Annotated in this window: 17 protein-coding genes; 15 read left to right on the top strand and 2 right to left on the bottom strand. The window is 69.0% G+C overall.

Annotated features, from left to right (window positions below; translation table 11 throughout):
• Window positions 1-81: 81 nt before the first annotated feature.
• The 14 genes from ACGFI6_RS05205 (at window position 82) to ACGFI6_RS05140 (ending at window position 16,666) form a co-directional block, all read left to right on the top strand.
• The gene (locus ACGFI6_RS05205; protein ID WP_393115373.1) at window positions 82-1,068 is read left to right on the top strand and encodes a Gfo/Idh/MocA family oxidoreductase; all 987 of its coding nucleotides are present in this window, start codon (window positions 82-84) and stop codon (window positions 1,066-1,068) included.
• A gap of 11 nt (window positions 1,069-1,079) precedes the next feature.
• Window positions 1,080-1,964: a sugar phosphate isomerase/epimerase family protein gene (locus ACGFI6_RS05200; RefSeq protein ID WP_393115371.1), complete on the top strand. Its 885-nt coding sequence runs from the start codon at window positions 1,080-1,082 to the stop codon at window positions 1,962-1,964.
• 34 nt (window positions 1,965-1,998) lie between these two features.
• On the top strand, window positions 1,999-2,994 hold the full coding sequence (gene iolC / locus ACGFI6_RS05195) for a 5-dehydro-2-deoxygluconokinase (RefSeq protein ID WP_393115370.1): 996 nt from the start codon (window positions 1,999-2,001) through the stop codon (window positions 2,992-2,994).
• Window positions 2,995-4,572: 1,578 nt separating this feature from the next.
• Complete coding sequence (locus ACGFI6_RS05190) at window positions 4,573-4,734, top strand: hypothetical protein (RefSeq protein ID WP_393115369.1); 162 nt, start codon at window positions 4,573-4,575, stop codon at window positions 4,732-4,734.
• Window positions 4,735-4,815: 81 nt separating this feature from the next.
• Window positions 4,816-4,995, top strand: coding sequence for a hypothetical protein (locus ACGFI6_RS05185; RefSeq protein WP_393115368.1), 180 nt, complete (start codon window positions 4,816-4,818; stop codon window positions 4,993-4,995).
• A gap of 677 nt (window positions 4,996-5,672) precedes the next feature.
• On the top strand, window positions 5,673-6,560 hold the full coding sequence (locus ACGFI6_RS05180; RefSeq protein ID WP_393115367.1) for a deoxyribose-phosphate aldolase: 888 nt from the start codon (window positions 5,673-5,675) through the stop codon (window positions 6,558-6,560).
• A gap of 42 nt (window positions 6,561-6,602) precedes the next feature.
• Window positions 6,603-7,502, top strand: coding sequence for a 5-deoxy-glucuronate isomerase (iolB, locus tag ACGFI6_RS05175; RefSeq protein ID WP_393115366.1), 900 nt, complete (start codon window positions 6,603-6,605; stop codon window positions 7,500-7,502).
• Entirely contained in the window at window positions 7,499-9,415 is a 1,917-nt protein-coding gene (iolD, locus tag ACGFI6_RS05170; RefSeq protein WP_393115365.1) for a 3D-(3,5/4)-trihydroxycyclohexane-1,2-dione acylhydrolase (decyclizing), read from the top strand. The genes iolB and iolD overlap by 4 nt, the downstream gene beginning before the upstream one ends.
• A gap of 123 nt (window positions 9,416-9,538) precedes the next feature.
• Window positions 9,539-10,534, top strand: coding sequence for a sugar ABC transporter substrate-binding protein (locus ACGFI6_RS05165; protein WP_393115363.1), 996 nt, complete (start codon window positions 9,539-9,541; stop codon window positions 10,532-10,534).
• 9 nt (window positions 10,535-10,543) lie between these two features.
• Window positions 10,544-11,590 (top strand): ABC transporter permease, encoded by a 1,047-nt coding sequence (locus ACGFI6_RS05160; protein WP_393115362.1) that lies wholly within the window; start codon window positions 10,544-10,546, stop codon window positions 11,588-11,590.
• Window positions 11,587-12,462 carry an ATP-binding cassette domain-containing protein gene (locus tag ACGFI6_RS05155; protein WP_393115361.1) on the top strand — a complete coding sequence of 292 codons (876 nt, stop codon included), beginning with the start codon at window positions 11,587-11,589 and terminating at the stop codon, window positions 12,460-12,462. The genes ACGFI6_RS05160 and ACGFI6_RS05155 overlap by 4 nt, the downstream gene beginning before the upstream one ends.
• On the top strand, window positions 12,459-13,487 hold the full coding sequence (locus tag ACGFI6_RS05150) for a Gfo/Idh/MocA family protein (RefSeq protein ID WP_393115360.1): 1,029 nt from the start codon (window positions 12,459-12,461) through the stop codon (window positions 13,485-13,487). Before ACGFI6_RS05155 ends, ACGFI6_RS05150 begins: the two co-directional genes overlap by 4 nt.
• Window positions 13,488-13,509: 22 nt before the next feature.
• Window positions 13,510-15,012 carry a CoA-acylating methylmalonate-semialdehyde dehydrogenase gene (locus ACGFI6_RS05145; protein ID WP_393115359.1) on the top strand — a complete coding sequence of 501 codons (1,503 nt, stop codon included), beginning with the start codon at window positions 13,510-13,512 and terminating at the stop codon, window positions 15,010-15,012.
• Window positions 15,013-15,517: 505 nt separating this feature from the next.
• Window positions 15,518-16,666, top strand: a complete 1,149-nt coding sequence (locus tag ACGFI6_RS05140) for a hypothetical protein (protein ID WP_393115358.1) — start codon at window positions 15,518-15,520, stop codon at window positions 16,664-16,666.
• Here the strand turns inward: ACGFI6_RS05140 and ACGFI6_RS05135 are convergent.
• A complete protein-coding gene (locus ACGFI6_RS05135) occupies window positions 16,652-17,548 on the bottom strand; it encodes a LysR family transcriptional regulator (RefSeq protein ID WP_393115356.1) in 897 nt (298 codons plus the stop codon). The genes ACGFI6_RS05140 and ACGFI6_RS05135 overlap by 15 nt on opposite strands.
• A gap of 76 nt (window positions 17,549-17,624) precedes the next feature.
• Between ACGFI6_RS05135 and ACGFI6_RS05130 the strand changes: the two genes are divergently transcribed.
• A complete protein-coding gene (locus ACGFI6_RS05130; protein WP_393115355.1) occupies window positions 17,625-18,359 on the top strand; it encodes a hypothetical protein in 735 nt (244 codons plus the stop codon).
• Here the strand turns inward: ACGFI6_RS05130 and ACGFI6_RS05125 are convergent.
• A complete protein-coding gene (locus ACGFI6_RS05125) occupies window positions 18,314-19,315 on the bottom strand; it encodes a Gfo/Idh/MocA family protein (protein WP_393115354.1) in 1,002 nt (333 codons plus the stop codon). The two genes, ACGFI6_RS05130 and ACGFI6_RS05125, sit on opposite strands and share 46 nt — an antisense overlap.
• Between the last annotated feature and the right edge of the window lie 121 nt (window positions 19,316-19,436).

The raw sequence follows: 19,436 nt of genomic DNA, 5'->3' as shown, positions 1-19,436 counted from the left end.
TGGCTGCGTGGCCGGAAAGCTGACGGCAACCAGCGCGCCGCCGGGGCTGTGGCGCGCCCGTACTCGAGAGAGGCTGCGCGGATGCGGATCGGTTTGGTCGGGGTCGGGCGGATCGGGGCGTTCCATGCCGCGACGCTGAAGGCCCTGCCGGCGGTGGATCAGGTGGTCGTCGCCGACGCGGACCCCGTACGGGCCGAGGTGGTCGCGAAGGAGTTGGGCATCCGGTCCGCGCCCGACGTGCCGGCGCTGCTCGCGTCCGGGCTGGACGGGTTCGTGATCGCAGCGGCGACGTCCGCGCACGCGTCGCTGATCGAGGCGGGGCTGGCGGCCGGCGTACCGACGTTCTGTGAGAAGCCGGTCGCGCTCGACCTGGCCGAGACCGAGCGGGTGCTCGCGCTCACCGAGGCGTCGACGGTGCCGGTCCACATCGGTTTCCAGCGGCGCTTCGACGCCGGCTACCAGGCGGCGCGGGCGGCCGTCGAGTCGGGCGAGCTCGGATTCGTGCACCACATCCGCGCGAACACGAACGACGCGTTCCCGCCGCACCGCGACTACATCCCGCAGAGCGGCGGCTTCTTCCGCGACTGCACGGTGCACGACTTCGACATCATCCGGTACGTCACGGGCCGCGAGGTGGTCAGCGTCTACGCGACCGGCGCGAACCGCGGCGAGGAGTTCTTCGGCGAGTACGGCGACGTGGACTCCGCGGCCGCACTGCTCACGCTCGACGACAGCACCTTCGTCGCGGTCAGCGGCACGCGGTACAACGGCGCCGGGCACGACGTACGGATGGAACTCCACGGCAGCCTCGGCTCGATCGCGGTCGGCCTCGACTCGCACACTGCGCTGCGCTCTGCCGAACCCGGCGTCGCGTTCCCGGACGGGCCGCCGCACATGACGTTCATGGACCGCTTCCAGCCCGCGTACGTCGCCGAGCTGACCGCCTTCACCGAGGTCGTCGCCGGCACCCGCGCGGTGCCCTGTACGGTCCGGGACGCGCTCGCCGCATTCCGGATCGCGGACGCCTGCGAGCTGTCCCGCCGCGAAAACCGCATCGTCACGCTCTGAGGGGCTGTTTCATGACTGACATTGCTACCCGGATCGCCGGTGCCCCGATCTCCTGGGGCGTGTGCGAGGTTCCCGGCTGGGGCTGGCAGTACGACGCCGAGACGGTGCTGGCCGAGATGCGTACGGTCGGGCTGGCCGCGACGGAGTTCGGTCCGGACGGCTTCCTGCCCGACGATCCTTCCGAGAAGGCGAAGACGCTGGCGGACGCCGGGCTGCGCGCGGTCGGCGGGTTCGTTCCCGTCGTACTGCATGATCCATCGTTTGACCCGACCGCCGACGTGCTGCGGGCGCTCGAGGGGTTCGTGGCGGCCGGCGCCGGGACGCTGGTGCTTGCGGCCGCGACCGGGCAGGAGGGGTACGACGATCGTCCGGTGCTGGACGGTTCCGGATGGAACGCCTTGCTGCGCCGGCTCGACGAGCTGTCCGCGCTCGCGGCGTCCCGGGGCGTACTGGCGACGCTCCACCCGCACGTCGGGACGATGGTCGAGGGGTCCGACGACGTCTCGCGGGTGCTGAATGGGTCGTCGATCGGGCTCACGCTCGACACCGGCCACCTGCTGATCGGCGGGGTCGACCCGGTGGCGCTGGCGGTCGAGCACGTGTCCCGGATCCGCCACACGCACCTGAAGGACGTCGACGCCGCGTGGGCCGCGCGCGTGCAGTCCGGCGAGGTCACGTACACGGATGCCGTCCGCGCAGGCCTCTACCGGCCGCTCGGCGCCGGCGACATCGACATCACCACGATCGTCAGCACCCTGGAGAAATCCGGGTACGACGGTTGGTACGTGCTCGAACAGGACACGATCCTGCCGTCACGCCCGGCGGACGAGGGACCGCTGGCCGACGTACGGGCGAGCATCGCGCACCTGCAGTCGATCGCGGACGGACTCCGATGACACCCTGCGGGACCCGCGAGGATGGGATGGTCTGATGGTGGACGACGGACGGATGGACGTACTGACGATCGGGCGGATCGGGGTCGATCTGTACCCGCTGCAGCTCGGGACGCACCTGGAGGATGTCACCTCGTTCGGCAAGTTCCTCGGCGGCAGCGCCACGAACGTCGCCGTCGCCGCGGCCCGTCACGGCCGGCGGTCGGCGGTGATCAGCAGGACCGGGAACGACCCGTTCGGCACCTTCATCCACCGCACACTCGGCGAACTCGGCGTCGACGACCGGTTCGTCACCCCCGTCGACGGCCTGCCGACTCCGATCACGTTCTGCGAGATCTTCCCGCCGGACAGCTTCCCGCTGTACTTCTACCGGTTCCCGAAAGCCCCCGACCTCGTCATCAACCCCTCCGAACTCGACCTGGCCGCGATCCGCGACGCCCGCATCTACTGGTCCACCGTCACCGGCCTCTCCGCCGAACCCTCCCGCACCGCCCACTTCACCGCCTGGCAGGCCCGCACCACCCGCCCCTCTCAACCGAGTGATGATGGTGGGTCTGGTTCGGAGAGGCGGTTCACGGTGCTGGACCTCGACTACCGGCCGATGTTCTGGGCGGATCCGACGGAGGCGCACGAGCAGGTGTCGCGTGCGCTCGAGTACTGCACGGTTGCTGTCGGCAACCGTGAGGAGTGCGAGGTCGCCGTCGGCGAAACCGACCCCGACAAGGCCGCCCAGGCGCTCCTCGACCGCGGCCTCGAACTGGCCGTCGTGAAGCAAGGCCCCCGCGGCACCCTCGCCCGGACCCGCGACGAACGCGTCGAAGTCCCGCCGTACCCGGTCGAGGTCGTCAACGGCCTCGGCGCCGGCGACGGTTTCGGCGGCGCCCTCTGTCACGGCCTGCTCGCCGGCTGGCCCCTCGAGAAGATCATCCGCTTCGCCAACACCGCCGGCGCCATCGTCGCCTCCCGCCTCGAATGCTCCACCGCGATGCCCACGACCGCCGAAGTCCTCTCCCACCTGGGAGCCGAAGCATGACCCCCCACGACGAAGACCAGTACTCCGAAGAAGCCCGCCCCATCCCCATCCGCCCCCGCCCGGCCGAAGACCCCGACGCCACGATCCTCACCCCCACCCAAAACGACCCCACAATCGCGACGCCCCGCCGCGCCCCCGCCCAACCCACCTCCGACGCCGATCGCCCGGTACCGGACCAGCACCGTCGCGCGGCGGACGTACAGCGCCCGGCACCGGACCAGCACGGTCCCGCGGCGGACGTGCAGCGCGCGGCGCCGGACCAGGACTGGCGCATGTCTGACAGCCACCCCGCGCCCGATGACCCCACCGTCATCACCCAGCCCGAAAGCCCCGCCACCTGGTGGATCACCCCCACCGACAACGCACCCCAACCGCCCCGCCAGGCCCCCAACACCACCCCACCTGTTCGTGTACCCCACCCCGATCCCACCGGCCGCGCGAACACCCCAGCTGATCTAACGGCCCCAGACGCCGCCCCAACCGTTCCGACGAGCCGAGCTACAGCTCCGGCTGACGGGACGGTCCGTGGGTCGAGTGATGTTGCCGAGCGCCGTACGGGGCCGAACGATCCGACCGTGGTCACGCGGCGGCCACACGACCTGAGCGCTGCGTCGTACGCCGGACCGGACGAGCCAACCGTCATCGCGAGTCGCCCCACAGCACCTGGCGTACCGGGTCCCGACGACCCAACCGTCATCTCAGACCCAACCGATCCAGGTGCCAACGATCCAACAGTCGCGGTACGCCAGAGCAATGCACCAGCCCGGGACAACATCACCGGCCGCACGAACCCGTCCCCGGACGACCTCACCGTCCGCACGAGTCCGTCCCAGGACGACGTCGCCGTCCGCGCGAACCCGTCCGAGGAGCTCGCTGACACACCGCCCGGTGGACCCGACGGCCAGACAACAGTCATCGCAGACCTGAACCTGTCCGCCGACTCCCCTCACCCCGACCAGCCCGCAGCTGAACAGGCCGCACGTGAGCAGGCCGCACGTGAGCAGGCCGCACGTGAGCAGGGCGTACCTGAGCAGGGCGTACCTGAGCAAGCAATGGGTGGGCAGGAGATGCGGGGGGAGAGCTCTGGTGTGCCTCAAGCGCCGCCTGGGCATCAGCTGAGCGGACAGACCGTTCGCGGAGCACAGCAAGCAGCTCTGATGGCTCCTTCGTCCGTAGCTCGTCCCGTGGATCGTCCGGGCGAGGCCACTGCTCGGCATCAGCACCAGCTGGAGGAGCTGACGCAAGTCAATTCGCCTGTGCCTGCACAAGAGCCCGCGACTGCACAGGACACCGCGCCGGGGACTGCACAAGACACCGCGCCCGGGACTGTGCACGACACCGCGCCCGGGACTGTGCACGACACCGCGCCCGGGACTGCGCAGGGCCGGGCTGTTGCACCGGCCCCTTCGACTGCACCGGCCCCTTCGACTGCACCGGCCCCTGCGATTGCACCGGACCCTGCGATTGCACCGGACCGTGCGGCTGCAGCGAACCCCGCGATTGCGCCTGAGGCTGCGGCGGCGTCAGGGGGCGTGCCGGCCACGGGTTCGGCGGCAGCTGCAGCGGAAGGCGCCGCAGGTGCGGGTGTCGTCGATCGAGGCGGAGCTGAGCCACGGGCAGTTGTTGCGCCTGCGGAGCGCCCGGGAACAGCCGCGGACGCTGGTGCAGGCGTGGGAGAGCCAACTCCAGATGGCGCGCACGCAGACGCGATCCCTGGTGGAGCAGGTCCGGCAGATGTAGGTGCACACGCGGTGCCGGGCGAGATGAACGCAGGCAACGCGGGCGCAGACGCAGGTGCAGCCCGAGCTGGCGGTAGCGGAGATGCAGACGCAGGTCCAGGTGGAACAGCTGGGAGTAGCGCGCGTGCAGACGCAGGTCCAGGTGGAACAGCTGGGAGTAGCGCGCGTGCAGACGCGGGTCCAGGTGGAGCAGCTGGGGGTAGCGCGGGTGCAGACGCAGGTCCAGGCGGAGCAGTTGGTGGTGGTGCGGGTGCAGGCGTAGGGCCGGGTGGGGCAGCTGGGGATAGTGGGCGTGCAGGCGTAGGTGTGGGTGAGGTGGGCGCAGGTAGTGCGGCGGCTGAGGTAGTCCCGGGTGGGGTGGCTGCGGGGAGTGTGGGGCTGGCAGGCGTGGGCTCAGGTGGGCATGGGGTGGTGGAAGCAGTTGCGGATGGCAACAGGTCGCCAGGTGATGGTTCGGGTGCTGACCAGGTAGCTCGAGGACACGCGGGCTTGGATGCGGGTGCTGGTGGTATGCAGGCGCCGGTCGGTGCTGTGGGGGCGGGACCTGTCGGGGTTGGGGGATCGGGTGAAGGTTCTGTGCGTGAGGGGAGCGTGGAGCCTGTAGCAGCTGTGCCCGGAGCGGCCGAAGCAGCGGGTGCGGCCGGAGCGGCAGGAGCGACCGGAACTGCTCGAGCTGCTGGGGCCGCGGTTGCGGGGGTTGGAGTTGGCGCTGGGTTGGCTGGGGCTGTCGCGGCTGGGGCCGTGGCCGACACGGCGCCTGGTGTGAGCACTGAGCCAGCTGCTGACATGGCGGGCGGCCCGGGTATCGCGGGTACGCGTGCTGAGACGGCTGATGACGTGGCGGGTGGTTTGGCCGTTGCAGGTGGGCGTGGTGTGGGGGCGGGGGAGTCGCGTGGTGGTGGGGTTCGCGGGGATGGGTGGGAGGAGTTTGGGGACCGGTTGGGGGAGTTGACGGAGGTTCGGGTTCGGCATCCGGAGCGGGTGGTTGAGGGGTGGCTGCGGCGGCGTACTCGGGCGTTGGTGGGGGATGACGGACGGCTGCTGATCGTGGCTGCTGATCATCCGGCGCGTGGGGCGCTCGGGGTGCGTGGGGATCGGATGGCGATGGGCAGCAGGGCAGAACTGATTGCCCGGTTGGTGATCGCGTTGCAGCGGCCTGGCGTCGACGGTGTGCTGGCGACTCCGGATGTGCTCGAGGATCTGTTGTTGCTCGGCGCGTTGGAGGGCAAGGTCGTCATCGGGTCGATGAACCGGGGCGGTCTGCAAGGGTCGGCGTTCGAGCTGGACGATCGGTTCACGGCGTACCGGACGGCGGAGGAGGTCGCCACGCGGCGGCTCGACGGCGGGAAGATGCTGACGCGGATCGATCTCGCGGATCCGGGGACCGTGGCGACGTTGGAGAGTAGCGCTGCGGCCGTGACGGGGCTGGCCGAGCACAAGCTGATGGCGATGGTCGAGCCGTTCTGGTCGACGCGTGGTGAGGACGGGCGGGTGACGAACCTGCTCGACCCCGACTCGGTGATCAAGTCGATCCAGATCGCCTCCGCTCTCGGTGCGACGAGTGCCTACACCTGGCTCAAGCTGCCGGTCGTCGACGAGCTCGATCGGGTGATGGAGGCAACGACCCTGCCGACGCTGCTGCTCGGTGGTGATCCGACAGGGGCCCCGGAAGAGACGTACGCCTCGTGGGGCAAGGCGCTTGAGCTCCCGTCGGTCCGCGGGCTGGTGGTGGGACGGGCTCTCCTGTTCCCGCCTGACGGCGATGTGGCCTCGGCGGTCGATCACGCCGCTGCACTGGTCCACGGTGGCACTAGTGGCACTGCATGACCGTCCTTCGGGCGGTCGACGTTCTGACGAAGGGCGGTTGGGATGGCTGAGTGGGTTCGGCCGGCCGGTACGGCGGTAGGCGACGGATTCGAGGTCGTGGTGCGGCCGAGCGAGCCGGAGTGGCATCACAGCGGCCTGCTCGTACGGACGTTGCTCCCCGGGCAGTCGGTGGAGATCGACACCGGGGACTGTGAGTACATCGTCCTTCCGTTGAGTGGGTCTGCGGAGGTGATCGTGGACGGTGAGACGGTCGCACTCGGTGGGCGGGCGGATGTGTTCGCGGGCGCGACGGATCTGGCCTACGTACCGCGGAACTCGACGTTCGCCGTGGTGAGTGCCGGAGGGGCGCGAATCGCGTTCCCGCATGCGAAGGCGGCTGCGGATCACCCGTTCCGGCGGATCGCGCCCGAGGACGTGGAGACCGAACTGCGCGGCGCCGGTGTGGCGTCCCGCCAGGTGCGTAACTTCGGTACGCCGGGAGTGCTCCAGGCGGATTCGATCATCGCGTGTGAGGTGATCACGCCGGCCGGCAACTGGTCGTCGTACCCGCCGCACAAGCACGACGAGCACAGACCGGGCAAGGAGAGCGAGCTCGAGGAGATCTACTACTTCGAGTTGCAGCTGTCCGACGACGTACCGGAAGGGGTCAAGGGCAACGACCCGATCGGCTACCAGCGGGTCTACGGCACCGACGACCGCCCGATCGACGTCCTGGCCGAGGTGCGCAGTGGCGACGTCGTGCTCGTCCCGCATGGGTGGCACGGCCCGGCGATGGCGCCGCCCGGCTACGACATGTACTACCTCAATGTGATGGCCGGCCCGGGCAGCGAACGGCAGTGGCTGATCACCGACGACCCGCAGCACGCCTGGGTCCGCGAACTGTGGAACTCGCAGCATCTCGATCCGCGCCTACCTTTCGGAACAACAGGAGAACAGTCATGACGGTGCGCCTCACGGTCGCGCAGGCTCTGGTGCGATTCCTGAGCGTCCAGTATTCGGAGCGAGACGGTGTACGGCAGCGGTTGATCGCGGGGTGCCTGGGCATCTTCGGCCACGGCAACGTGGCCGGGGTCGGCCAGGCGCTGCTGCAGTCCGAACTCGAGGACCCGAAGGCCCTGCCGTACATCTTGGCCCGCAACGAGCAGGCCATGGTGCACACGGCGGCCGCCTTCTCCCGGACCCGTGATCGGCTCCAGGCCTACGCCTGCACAGCAAGCGTCGGCCCGGGCTCGACCAACATGGTGACCGGCGCGGCTCTCGCCACGATCAACCGGCTGCCGGTGCTGATCCTCCCTTCGGATGTGTTCGCGACCCGGGTGGCGACACCCGTGCTGCAGGAACTGGAGAGCTTCGGCGCCGGTGACATCTCCGTCAACGACGCGTTCCGCCCGGTGTCGAAGTACTTCGATCGCGTCTGGCGTCCCGAGCAGTTGCCGTCGGCACTCCTGAACGCGATGCGGGTGCTGACCGATCCGGTCGAGACCGGGGCGGTGACGCTGGCCCTGCCGCAGGACGTCCAGGCCGAGGCCTACGACTGGCCGGACGAGCTCTTCGTCGAGCGCACCTGGTACGTCGCACGCCCTTTGCCCGAGGCATCAATTGTCGACAAGGCGGTAGATCTCCTACGGTCCGCACAGCGCCCGCTGATCGTTGCGGGCGGCGGAGTGCACTACTCCGGCGCCGAGGACGCACTGCGCGAGTTCGCCGAGCGGACCGGCGTCCCGGTGTCGGAAACCCAAGCAGGTAAGGGATCTCTGACCTACGATCACCCGCAGTCGGTGGGCGCGGTCGGGTCGACCGGGACCACGGCAGCCAATGCGCTGGCGCGCGACGCCGACCTGGTGATCGGCGTCGGCACCCGCTACAGCGACTTCACGACGGCGTCGCGGACGGCCTTCCAGAACCCGCAGGTCCGGTTCCTCAACCTCAACGTCGCGCGTTTCGACGGCGGTAAGCATGCTGGCCTCCCGGTGGTGGCCGATGCGCGAGAGGCCCTTGTTTCGTTGGGATCGGCGCTCGGCGATTGGTCCGTGGATGCCAAGTACACCTCCGAGGCCCAGGAACTCACAAGGAACTGGAACGGAACTGTGGACGCAGTTTTCCGGCCCTCCGCCGAGGTAACGGCGGAACTGGGCGAAGGACTGCTCACCCAGGGCGAGGTGATCGGCGCCGTCAACGAATTGTCGGCGGCGTCTGATGTGGTTGTCTGCGCGGCCGGCTCGATGCCGGGCGACCTCCACAAACTCTGGCGGACGCGCGACCCGAAGGGATACCACGTCGAATATGGCTTCTCCTGCATGGGATACGAGATCGCCGGCGGCCTCGGGGTCCGGCTCGGCGCGCCGGATCGCGACGTCTTCGTCCTGGTCGGCGACGGGTCGTACCTGATGATGTCGAGCGAGCTGGCCACCGCGGTCCAGGAGAACCTCAAGATCATCGTGGTTCTGGTGCAGAACCACGGGTTCGCGTCGATCGGCGCGCTCTCGGAGTCGCTCGGCTCCCAACGGTTCGGTACGGCGTACCGCAAGCGCACCGGAGACGGCCGGCTGGACGGCGACTACCTGCCCGTCGACCTCGCGGCGAACGTGCGCAGTTTCGGGGTCGACGTGATCGATGTCCGGAGCCGCCCCGAGCTGGAGAAGGCGATCCGGACCGCGAAGGCGGCGACCGGGCCGATCGCGATCCACGTCACCACCGACCCGCTGGTCGGCGGGCCGGACAGTGATTCGTGGTGGGACGTCCCGGTCAGCGAGGTCTCGGAGCTCCAGTCGACGCAAGCCGCTGCGGCGTCGTACGAGGCAAGCAAGAAGACGCAACGTCCGTACCTGTCCCCGGCCGAGGGGACAGCCGAGTGAACAAGGTCCTGACAGCACAAGGGGGTGGCGTATCGGTATGACGGCCAAGGGAGTGTGACACCCTCTGGTCCCACGCAAGTCCGCGGGATGGCCGCGGAACACCTGAAAGGCTGGTAGCAAGTCATGGTTCGGTGGCAGAAGAAGGCTGCGGCCGCGGTCGCAGCCGTCGCACTTGCCGCGGCGCTGGCCGCGTGCAGCTCCTCCGGCGGCAAGCAGAAGGAGCAGAGCTCCGGCGGCAGCGGCGGCAGCGTCGCCGACACGCCGCGGATGAAGGTTGCCCTGATCACCCACTCGGGCCCCGGCGACACCTTCTGGGACATCGTCCGGCGCGGCGCCGAGGCGGCCGCGAAGAAGGACAACATCGAGCTGCAGTACTCCGCCGACCCGGACGGCGCAGCCCAGGCGAACCTCGTACAGACCGCGATCGACTCCAAGGTCGACGGCATCGCGGTCACCCTGAACAAGCCCGACGCGGTGATCCCGAACGTCAAGAAGGCGATCGCGGCCGGTATCGGCGTCACGGTCCTGAACGGCGGGCTCGACCAGTGGAAGACCACCGGCGCACTCGGCTACTTCGGGCAGGACGAGCGGATCGCCGGCCAGGCGACCGGTGAGAAGCTCAAGCAGCTCGGCGCGAAGAAGGTCATCTGCGTCATCCACGAGCAGGGCAACGTCAGCCTCGAGGCCCGCTGCCAGGGCATCAAGGACAAGTTCGGCAACGTCGAGAACGTGAACGTCAACGGCACCGACCAGCCCGGGACGCAGGCGACCCTGACCTCGAAGCTGCAGGCGGACAAGACCGCCGACTACGTCGTCGCGCTGAACGCCGGCGTCGCGCTGACCGCGGTCCAGGCGGTCAAGGACGCGGGCTCGTCGGCGAAGGTCGCCAGCTTCGACATGAGCAAGGAGATGGCCAAGGCGGTCCAGGACGGCACGGTGCAGTTCGCCGTCGACCAGCAGCCGTACCTGCAGGGCTACCTCGCCGTCGACGCGCTCTGGCTCTACAAGAACAACGGCGACACCATCGGCGGTGGCGAGGCGACCCTGACCGGACCGGCGTTCATCGACAAGTCGAACATCGCCTCGGTCCAGAAGTACGCCGAAGCCGGGACCCGCTGAGGTAGCGCCATGGCATCGTCCATCACCTCACCCGTCTCGGCGGACGACCGCGTCTCCGCCCGATCCCTCAGCGCGCGGCTGCTCAGCCGGCCGGAGATCGGGTCACTGGTCGGCGCGGCCGTGATCCTGGTGTTCTTCCTGATCGCTGCGCCGCCGTTCCGCAACATCGACAACACCGGCACGATCCTCTACCAGGCCGCCCTGATCGGTGTGATGGCGGTGCCGGTCTCGCTGCTCATGATCGGCGGCGAGTTCGACCTGTCCGCCGGGGTCGCGGTGACAACCTCCGGCCTGACCGCGGGCCTGTTCTCCTACCAGTTCAGCCTGAACGTCTGGGTCGGTATCGTGATCGCCCTGGCGTTCTCGCTGGCGATCGGCGCGTTCAACGGCTGGCTGCTGATGCGGACCGGACTGCCCAGCTTCCTGGTGTCGCTGGGCACGTTCTTCATCCTGCAGGGCCTGAACATCGCGGTCACCCGGATCGCCTCGGGCGCCGTCGCGTCGAACTCGATCAGCGACATGGACGGGTTCGACGCGGCGAAGGCGATCTTCGCATCGGAGTTCAAACTCGGCGGCATCACGATCAAGATCATCATCGTCTGGTGGATCGTGTTCGCCGCGATCGCGGCCTGGGTGCTGCTCAAGACCCAGATCGGCAACTGGATCTTCGCGGCCGGCGGCGACGCGGCGGCGGCCCGCGCGGTCGGTGTGCCGGTGAAGAAGGTGAAGATCGGGCTGTTCATGGCGGTCGGCTTCTTCGCCTGGTTCGCCGGGATGCAGTTGCTGTTCAACTCCAACGGTGTCGTGCAGTCCGGTGAAGGCGTCGGCAAGGAGTTCCTGTACATCATCGCGGCCGTCGTCGGCGGCTGCCTGCTCACCGGCGGCTACGGTTCGGTGGTCGGCGGAGCGGTCGGCGCGCTGATCTTCGGCATGGTCCAGCTCGGCGTGGTGTACGCCGGCTGGAACCCGGACTGGTTCAAGGCGTTCCTCGGCGCGATGTTGCTGCTGGCAACCATCGTGAACCTGGTCGTCAAAAACAGGGCGGAGGCGCGATGACCACCACGGAGTCGTTCGCGGACGACGCGACGTCGAGCCCGAACACGCCGATCGTGCTGCTCGAGGACGTCGGCAAGAGCTACGGCAACGTCAACGCGCTGCGTGGGGTGTCGCTGGCGGTCCGCCAGGGCGAGATCACCTGCGTGCTCGGCGACAACGGTGCCGGCAAGTCGACGCTGATCAAGATCATCGCCGGTCTGCACGACTACAGCTCCGGGCGGATGTCGGTGAACGGTGAGGAGCGGCACTTCTCCTCGCCGCGGGAGTCGCTCGACAGCGGCATCGCGACCGTCTACCAGGACCTCGCGCTGGCGCCGCTGATGTCGGTCTGGCGGAACTTCTTCCTGGGCAACGAGATCGTCAGGGGGCCGTTCCGGCAGCTCGACGCGGCGAAGATGAAGCGGATCGCGCACGAGGAGCTGTCCAAGATGGGGATCTCGATCCCGAATCTCGAGCAGCCGGTCGGGAAGCTGTCCGGTGGGCAGCGGCAGTGCGTCGCGATCGCACGCGCGATCCACTTCGGGGCGAAGGTGCTCATCCTCGACGAGCCGACCGCGGCGCTCGGGGTGAACCAGTCCGGCGTCGTGCTGAAGTACATCGTGAAGGCGCGGGACGCGGGCATCGGGGTCATCTTCATCACCCACAACCCGCATCACGCGTACCTGGTCGGCAATCACTTCGTCATCCTCAAGCTCGGGCGGGTGGCGCTCGACACGCACCGGTCCGAGATCACGCTCGAGCAGCTCACGACCGAGATGGCCGGCGGTTCCGAGCTGGAGGCCTTGAGCCACGAGCTGCGCGAGATCGATCCTGGAATTGTGGTGGACCCGGGTCAGGGGGCATCACGGCCGCAAGACGGGGAGGGGACATGAGCGAACTGCGGGTCGGCATTGCCGGCGTTGGCGTGATGGGTGCGGACCACGCCGAACGCGTCGTGCGGAAGACGTCGGGCGCCAGGCTGGTCGCGGTGTCCGACGCCGATCAGACCCGTGCAGAGGCACTCGCCGCCAGGCTGGCGGGCGGGTCGCCGTACGACAATGTTCGGGTGGTCGAGGATCCGCTGGATCTGATTGCCGCCGACGACATCGACGCGGTGATTCTGGCCTCGCCGGGGTTCGCGCACGCGGAGCAGCTGTTCGCCTGCCTCGACCACGGGAAGCCGGTGCTGTGCGAGAAGCCGTTGACGATGGATGCGGCCTCGGCGCTGCGCGTGGTCGAGGCCGAGCACAAGCTGGGCCGGCAGCTGATCCAGGTCGGATTCATGCGGCGTTTCGACCCGGAGTACGACGCCTTGAAGCAGCTGCTCGACTCCGGTGAGCTCGGGCGGACGCTGCTGCTGCACAACGTCCACCGGAACAAGACGGTCCCGCCGTCGTTCCGCAGCGAGATGATCGTGCGGGACTCGATGGTGCACGAGGTCGACGTCGCGCGCTGGCTGTTTGGCGAGGAGATCACCCGGATCACGGTCCGTACGCCGAAGCCGACGAGCCTCGTCGGTGACGGCGTCCTCGATCCGCAGCTGGCCGTGTTCGAGCTGGCGAGCGGGGCGATGGCCGACGTGGAGGTGTTCGTGAACTTCCAGGTCGGGTACGAGGTCCGGTGCGAGGCGGTCGCCGAGCGGGGCAGCGCGACCATCGGGCTCGGATCCGGCGTGTTCACGCGGACCGGCGGGCAGTGGGGCGGCGCGATGCCGGCCGACTTCCGGATCCGGTTCGAGCAGGCGTACGACCTCGAAGTACAGCGCTGGGTCGATGCCACGGTACGCGGTGAGATCGACGGGCCGAGTGCCTGGGACGGCTACGCAGCGGCGGCCGTCTGCGAGGCCGGTATCGAGTCGCTGAGCAGCGGCAGACCGGTCGACGTGGCGCTGGCCGACCGCAGCAAGATCCTCGGATGACACAGGAACGTGAGGAAACATCGTGAGTACTGAGAGCAAGCGCATCACCCATCTCGTCGGCGGCAGTGCGTGGACGGGCGTGGCCGAGCGGACCAGCAACGTCTACAACCCCGCGACCGGTCAGGTCACCGGCGAGCTGGACCTTGCCTCGGCGGCCACGGTCGACGAGGTCGTCAAGGTCGCACACGACGCGACGAAGGGCTGGGCGCAGACCTCGCTCACGAAGCGGACGCAGATCCTGTTCGCGTACCGGGAGCTCGTCAGCCGGAACAAGGAGCAGATCGCGGAGCTGATCACCGCCGAGCACGGCAAGGTGCTGTCCGACGCGATCGGCGAGGTGACCCGCGGTCTCGAGGTGATCGAGTTCGCCTGCGGCATCCCGCACCTGCTCAAGGGTGGGTTCAGCGAGGGCGTCTCGACCAAGGTCGACGTGTACTCGATCCGCCAGCCGCTCGGCGTCTGCGCGGTGATCTCGCCGTTCAACTTCCCGGCCATGGTGCCGATGTGGTTCGTCCCGATCGCTGTTGCCTGCGGCAACAGTGTGGTGATCAAGCCGTCCGAGAAGGACCCGTCGGCGGCGAACGCGATGGCCGAGCTGTGGAAGCAGGCCGGGCTGCCGGACGGTGTGGTGAACGTCCTGCACGGTGACAAGGAGGCCGTCGACCGGCTGCTCGAACACCCGGACGTGAAGTCGGTGTCGTTCGTCGGGTCGACCCCGATCGCGAAGTACGTCTACGAGAACGCCACCCGGAACGGCAAGCGCGTGCAGGCGCTCGGCGGCGCGAAGAACCACATGATCGTGCTGCCGGACGCGGACCTCGATCTGGCGGCGGACGCGGCCGTGAACGCCGGCTTCGGCTCGGCGGGCGAGCGGTGCATGGCGATCTCGGCTTTGGTCGCGGTCGAGCCGATCGCGGACGCACTGATCGGCAAGATCAAGGACCGGATGGCCAAGCTGAAGACCGGCGACGGGACCCGCGGCTGCGACATGGGTCCGCTGGTCACGGGCGAGCACCGTGACAAGGTCTCCGGGTACGTCGCCGCGGGCGTCGAGGCCGGTGCGGAGCTGGTCGTCGACGGGCGCGACGGCGACTTCGACGGTGCCGACGACGGGTTCTGGCTCGGCCCGACGCTGTTCGACAAGGTCACGCCGGAGATGCCGATCTACACCGACGAAATCTTCGGCCCGGTGCTGTCGGTACTGCGGACGGCGTCGTACGACGCGGCGCTCGAGCTCGTGAACTCCAACCCGTACGGGAACGGGACCGCGATCTTCACCAACGACGGTGGCGCGGCGCGCCGGTTCCAGAACGAGGTCGAGGTCGGGATGGTCGGCATCAACGTGCCGATCCCGGTGCCGATGGCGTACTACTCGTTCGGCGGCTGGAAGAACTCGCTGTTCGGCGACACCCACGCCCACGGGACCGAGGGCGTGCACTTCTTCACCCGCGGGAAGGTCGTCACCTCCCGTTGGCTGGACCCGTCGCACGGCGGGATCAACCTGGGCTTCCCGACCCACGACTGAAACGCGGTCTGTGGGTGTAGCGTCGAAGGTGACCCCCGGGGCATGAGGAGTACCGCGGTGCAGGCAGGGCCGTTGGCCCGTCCGAAGTCCGCGATCACCAAGCCCAGGAGCGTCATGGCTAAGAACAAAGGCGGACGTGAAGTCCGCAAGCCGAAGCAACCCAAGCAGCCGAAGGCCAACCCGAACGACAGCGCAATCGTTCCGCCCACCAAACAGGCGCGGAAGTAGCTGACGGGCCGGACCACCGGCCCTCCGTCAGCCGTAACTCGCTCCTCGGTCCCCGATCGTCCGGAACCGAGGAGCGAGTGGACGCCGAGACATGCCCAAGGTCCCGCCTGGGCGCGATCGTTGACCGGGTGCGGCGAGGTTCTGTAACGTCGCCGGTGCGTGTGAGGGCGCGTCGAGACTCGCCGGAAGGCTGGAAGCCACCTCAACTCCGACATTCGAGTGCGGTTGGTGACGCTCTCTTGAGGCCCGTGCGAGTCCGGGTACGAGAGGACGCGTTGTGAAACTGCTCCCTGATCGGCCCAGCATCGACTTCCTGCGCAAGGAAGCCAAGGACCTGCTGGTGGTCCTGCGGGATTCCAGACCGGACACGTCACTCGCGGAGGCGCAGCGTGCGCTGGCCGCGGAGTACGGCGTCCGCGACTGGCCGGCGTTGAAGGCCGAGGTCGAGCGCCGGGTGGCGGATGTGCCCGCGGCGCCGGACGGACTGGTGGACGAGCTCGCCGAGGTGTTCGGGCTAGGCACGGTGACGGCGCCGGCCAAGCCTGTGATGTTCACCGCGATGGGACGCTGCTGGGACTTCACCACCGATCGCGGGCGGTGGCTAGCAGTGACCGTCTACGACTGGATCACGAACGAACAGGCCGACCTCGGCGCCCGTCTGCGCGATGCGGCGGCCGCGGTCGGGGTCGCCGCGCCTGCACCTGCCCGGAGCCCGCAGGGGCGGCTGGTGGAGGACGTACGCGGCGAGAAGTGGCGTGTGCACGAGTGGCTCGAGGTCGGACCGGCACCGGTACTGCCGGTCGGGAAGGCGCTGGCGCGCCGTGCGGGCGCGCTGTTCGGGACGCTGCACGCGCTGGAGGTCCCGAGCGAGGACCCTGTGCACGGTTATCTGACGTACCGGCGCTCGGGTGAGGAATGGCAGCAGTTGCTCGGCCGTGCCTGGGCTGCAGGCAAGCCCTGGGCGGAGCAGCTTGATGAACGCTTGCCGACGTTCCTTGAGTTGCAGTCGATCGAGTTCGCGGTCCGCGGCTCGTTGATGCTCTGCAACCGGAACCTGATTCCAGGCCACGTTCGCCAGGGATCGGGAGGAGCGCTCATCGTGACCGAGTGGGACTTCGCAGGTTCGTTGACGCCGGAGCTCGAGCTTGGCTCGGCGCTGACGCATTGGGTGATGCGGCCGGAGGTCAACGTCAAGGGTGTCGTGGCGTTCCGGGAGGGGTACGGCGAGGTGCGCAAGTGGCCGGAGTTGCAGCCGGACTCGTTTGCGGTGGCGATCTCCGGGTGGTTGAACTGGGCGTACAACGCGCTCTGTGAGGCGATCGATCCGGAGGATGTGGACCATGCGGTCTTCGCGGAGCGTGAGGCTGTCGGTGTGCTCGAGCGGCCGATGACGCGTAGGGGCCTCGAGCAACTACTCGAGGTCTGACAGGACGCCGGCCAAGGCCTCGGCTGCGGGGCCGGACAGGTGGCCGTGCAGGAGCTCGGTGCGGTGGACCAGGCGCGGCCTGGTCAGTGGCACCGCCGCGAGTCCCTGCACAGCCGCCGAGCTGGGCGTGACGGCTGGGCGGGGGAGTGCCGCTAGGCCGTGGCCGGCTTGGATCAGGGTGAGGAGGGTGCGGAGGTCGGTGCCGTGGTACGTGAAGGCTGGGTGCAGGGCGTTCGAGCCGGCCGCGGTGCGCAGGGCGGCGAGCGGCGCGGCCAGGTCCGGTGCGTCGATCCAGCGCGCATCGACCAGATCGGCCAGGGTCAGGTCGCGTCGGTTGGCGAGTGGATGGTCTGCGGGGAGGGCGACCACGAGCTCGTCGTGGGCCACTGGGGTGGTGCGGAGCTGCACCGCGTCCGAGAGGTGCAGGGGATCGGTGGGCGCGGCGATGCCGTCGATCAGGCCGAGCGTGAACGTACCGGCCGCCACACCGGCGACAACCTGGGAACGGCCGCAGACCGTCAGCGAGTGCTCGGTGCCCGGGTGCGACCGCCGTACCTCGGCCAGCCCACGCGCCAACGAGTGAGCGGCCAAGGGCGAGGCGGCGAGCGTCAACGTACTGGGCGGTCCCGCGATGGTTCGACGTACGTCGGCCCGCGCAGCGTCGAGGCGCAGGAGCAGCGGCCCGGCATGCTCGAGCAGGCGTTCACCGGCCGGTGTCGGCACCACGGGCCGGCGGCCGAGCAACGGCGTACCGAGGTCGCTCTCCAGGGCGGCGATGTGCTGCGAGACGGCCGACTGGGTGTAGCCGAGTCGTGCCGCGGCTGCGGAGAACGAGCCGCACTCGGCGACCGTGATGAACGTCCGCAGCAGATGAGGGTCCACGAGCATCAGTATCTCTGATCGACCATGCAGAGATCATCGTTGGCCCTGATGCCCCGGACGCACCGAGGATGGACTCATGAACGCCTACTCCGGACGCCTCGCCCTGGTCGGGGACCGCTCGCCACACGTACGCTCACACGCCCGGATCCCCGGTCTGCTCGCAGAACTCGAGAAGCGCGACCACCTGGATCTCGACGTCTACTGGGTCTCCACCGACCAGCCGGTCGACGGCTTCGATGGGATCTGGCTGCTGCCAGGCAGCCCGTACAAGAGCGAGGCCGGCGCGATCCAGGCGGTCAGAACGGCCCGTGAGCAGGGCATCCCGTTCCTCGGCACCTGTGGTGGTTTCCAGCACGCCATGCTCGAGTACGCGCGTACTGTGTGCGGCGCGGCCGGCGTACAGCACGGTGAGAGTACGCCGGACTCCGACGACCTCCTGATCGTGCCGCTGGAATGCTCTCTCGACGGACACGAGGGCGCGGTCCAGGCGACTCCAGGGACCCGCGCAGCCGAGCTGCTGGGCGTGGAGCGCTCTATGGAGCGCTACCACTGCTCCTACGGGCTGGACACCAGCAGACTTGACCTGCTGCGCGAGCACGGGATGGTGTTCAGCGGGTACGACGACGCAGGTGATCCGCGGATCGCGGAGCTACCCGGGCACCCGTTCTATCTGGCCACGCTGTTCCAGCCGGAGCTGGCCGGCAACGGCACGCGTCCGCACCCGTTCATCCAGGCGTTCGCGCATGCTGTTGCCGGCCGCAACAATCAGATCGTGGAGGACGGCCGCGGGGTCATGCCGGCGGCGAGGTAGCACTCGTCGATCAGCTGCATCGTGGCGAGCGCGTCGTCAGCGTTGGTCAGCAATGGTGCGCCGTTGCGGACCGCACCGGCGAACGCCTCCAGCTGATACGTGTACGACGTACGTGTGCCCAGGTGCTCGACCCACGTGTCCTCCTTGGTCGTCACGATCACCCGGTCGTCGTTCTGCGGGAGGACGTAGAACGGCGCGAACGCCTCACCGCGGCTGCCGACGACCTTCAGACTGAACTCGACGCTCTCCGCGGCCATGCTGATCCGCACCGTACCCGTCGCGCCGTTCGGGAACTCCAGGTCGGCGTTGAGCCACTCGTCCACACCAGGCACGCGCTTGCGCTCGCCCGCGCGTGCGCCGAGCAGCCTCGGAGCCCCACCGGCCAGCGGTGCGAACATGCGCTGCGCATGCAGGGCGTAGCAACCCACGTCCATGACCGCACCGCCGGCGAGCGGCAGCGACCAGCGCGGGTCGTTCTCAGGCGGCGGGGGCATCACCATGGTCGCCTCGACGTGGCGCAGGTCGCCCAGCTCACCCTTGGCGACCAGCTCCTGCAGCCGCCGCATCACCGGGTGGTACGCGTAGTGGAAGGCCTCCATGAAGACCAGCCCGGACGCCCTGACGGCGTCCCGCACCTGCTCGGCCTCGGCGGCGTTGCTGGTCGACGGCTTCTCGGTCAGCACATGTTTGCCGGCAGCAAGAGCCCGCAGGTTCCACGGGCCGTGCAGCCCGTTGGCGAGCGGGTTGTAGATCGCCTCGACCTCGGGATCGTCGAGCACCGCCTGGTACGACGCATGGACGCGTTCGACCCCGTGTTCGGTGGCGAAGGCCTCGGCCCGGGCGGTGTCGCGCGCAGCGACCGCGACCAGCCGGGCGCCGGTCAGCTTGGCCGGCTCGACGATGGCCCGGCCGGCGATCCGGGCGGCACCGAGGATGCCGATCCGCAGCGGTTCCATGCCTTCTCCTTCGATTGTCGGCCGTGAGTACGGCGGTTCGTCCAAGGGGCGTGTTCCGCGGGTAAGGGTAGCCCCCTGTCCCGGCAGCGAACGCGCCATCCTGCCTGACGGTCGGCGCCGC

Source organism: Kribbella sp. NPDC048928 (assembly GCF_043197975.1).
Taxonomy (GTDB): domain Bacteria; phylum Actinomycetota; class Actinomycetes; order Propionibacteriales; family Kribbellaceae; genus Kribbella.
This window is presented reverse-complemented; position numbering and strand designations above follow the sequence as displayed.